The organism is Ruegeria sp. AH12 (assembly GCF_056541465.1).
Window position 1 is genome coordinate 1 of record NZ_JBQFYL010000036.1, and the last position, 2,013, is coordinate 2,013.

Sequence of the window (2,013 nt, forward strand, 5' to 3'; positions counted from 1 at the left end):
AATTTTGTCTGACGTAGAGCACCTCGATAGGGTTCTTGCTTTTATCGACGCTGGGTTTCAGTAGCCCTTGTTAGACTAACTATGGCACTCGTCGGGCGTATCCGTCGGATCACTGCACAGCCCGGATGGCATTTCGCAACTCCGGATGGAGAATCCAGTTTCCAGGATCCTCATCATCTCGTGGCTTGCCGCGAAATCCAAGAAACGAAATCCCGTCGAAACCAGTGACAGAGTCGACAGCAATCGTTTCCAAAGAGAAATAATTAGTCGGCCCTGAACATATTGCTTTATGCCGCCGCGAGAGCGTGTCGTGGCCGCCGGCAGAGTGAGATCGCAGTCAGGGCGTCGAGTATCCTGCCCCAGATTTGAGGCCAAAGCTTTCTGATATGAGCCAGGATCAGGCGGATGTTGTGGCCGCAGCCGCACAGCACTGCGAAGATGGCATCGCCGAGGGTGCCCTTGAGCGGGCAGCGTCTGAGGCGACCTTCGGATTTCATGTGGCCGATGGTGGGCTCGATTGCGCTTCGCCGGCGGATCAACTTGCGAAGGACTGGTGTGACACCGCGCTTCTGGCCGCTGATAAACACCTGGCTCAAAGTCACGCCATGGCCGCGGTAGCCGCGGTCGACGAAGACCTGGGCGGGGCGGGTGTCGGTGAGGATTTCCACCTGCTCCAGCGCTTCGGCCAGAGTGTGGCCGTCGTAAGGGTTGCCGGGCAGCGACCGAATGCCGACCACAAAGCCCTCGTTCATCGTGGTGGCGACGCTGACCTTGCAGCCGAATTCGTAGCGTTTGTGGGCCTTGCCCTTGGAAATGCAGTCGACCGCGGGTTCGTGTAGCGCGTAGAGCTTGCCCTTGTCCTTCGGTTTTTGCCGCAGTAACCGGGCGGCAAGCTCCAGTTCATCGGCGATACGGGCCATGAGGCCGGGGTCGGCGACCTTCTCGAGTTGCCGCGCGATGTCGCGCATCACGCGGCCGGTATATCCTTTCAATCTTCTCAGTGCCTTGCGCATGCGCTTGAACTGCCGGGCATGGGCGTAGCGGCCGACCTGAGCCGCAAGCCTCGGAGCCAGACGCGCATAGCTCTGGCGGAGCTGTATCCCGGCCTCGCCGGCCAGCTTGACCAACCGTTGCCGGGCGCGTTCGTAGAGCCGAGCGTCGGTGGGATGGGCAATGTCTTTCTCCATCACCGTCGTGTCGACGATGACCCGCCCGACGCTCTTGTCATCTATCGCCCCGGCAGCCTTGCCGGCCTCGATGGTCTTGGTGAGCAGCCATTCGACACCCTCCTCGCCGATCCGTTTCCGCCACCGGGTCAGCGAAGACGGGTCGATCGGGGGGCGATGCTGAAAGAACACCTCGCCGCAGAAATGCTGGTAGTAGGGGTTCTCCACCCAACGCCGGACAACGGCCTCGTCAGACAGGTCATGGGCGTGCTGCAGATACAGAAGCCCGGCCACCAGCCGCGGCGATGTTGCCGGCCGACCGCGGTGCGACGGGAAAAACCCGGACCATTCGCGCTCGAAGAAATCCCAGTCGATATAGCCCTCGAGCTTAACCAGCTCATGGCGCATGTCGATCAGATCGACCAGGCGCGGGCGCAGCAAATCATCCTGTTCCAGCGGTCTCGACTTGGGCTTCATGAGGCAATCCGAAATTGCAAGAAAATCGCCCGCAGAATAGCAAACCCTGCAGCTCAAAAACACACGAAATCAGCATTTCCATCAGAAAATCAGTAGGTTGGGAATTACTCAGGGTCGACCAATTAGTTTCTGGGCCCATTAGCAATTGTATTTGTCATGCGAGCTAAGCGTTCCACTGTTGCCGTGATTTGCACAGTGCGTTCGCGATTGTGACAAGCTTTCTTGCGACTGCGGTGATGACGACTTTGTGTGGTTTACCGGCTGCTCGGAGGCGATCCGCGAAGGGCTTGAGGACCGGGTTGTGGTGGCTTGCGACAAGGGCGGCCTGGAACAGAACGTGGCGCAATAGCCTGCGTCCTCCGCCAATGGC

At 59.4% G+C, this 2,013-nt stretch carries 1 protein-coding gene and 1 pseudogene; both read right to left on the reverse strand.

What is annotated here, in order from left to right; translation table 11 throughout:
* Nucleotides 1–287: 287 nt before the first annotated feature.
* A complete protein-coding gene (locus ACR0EL_RS21345; protein ID WP_480448282.1) occupies nucleotides 288–1,643 on the reverse strand; it encodes an IS5 family transposase in 1,356 nt (451 codons plus the stop codon).
* Between the two features lie 163 nt (nucleotides 1,644–1,806).
* Nucleotides 1,807–2,013, reverse strand: a pseudogene (locus ACR0EL_RS21350) (IS110-like element ISMex17 family transposase); the annotation flags it as partial.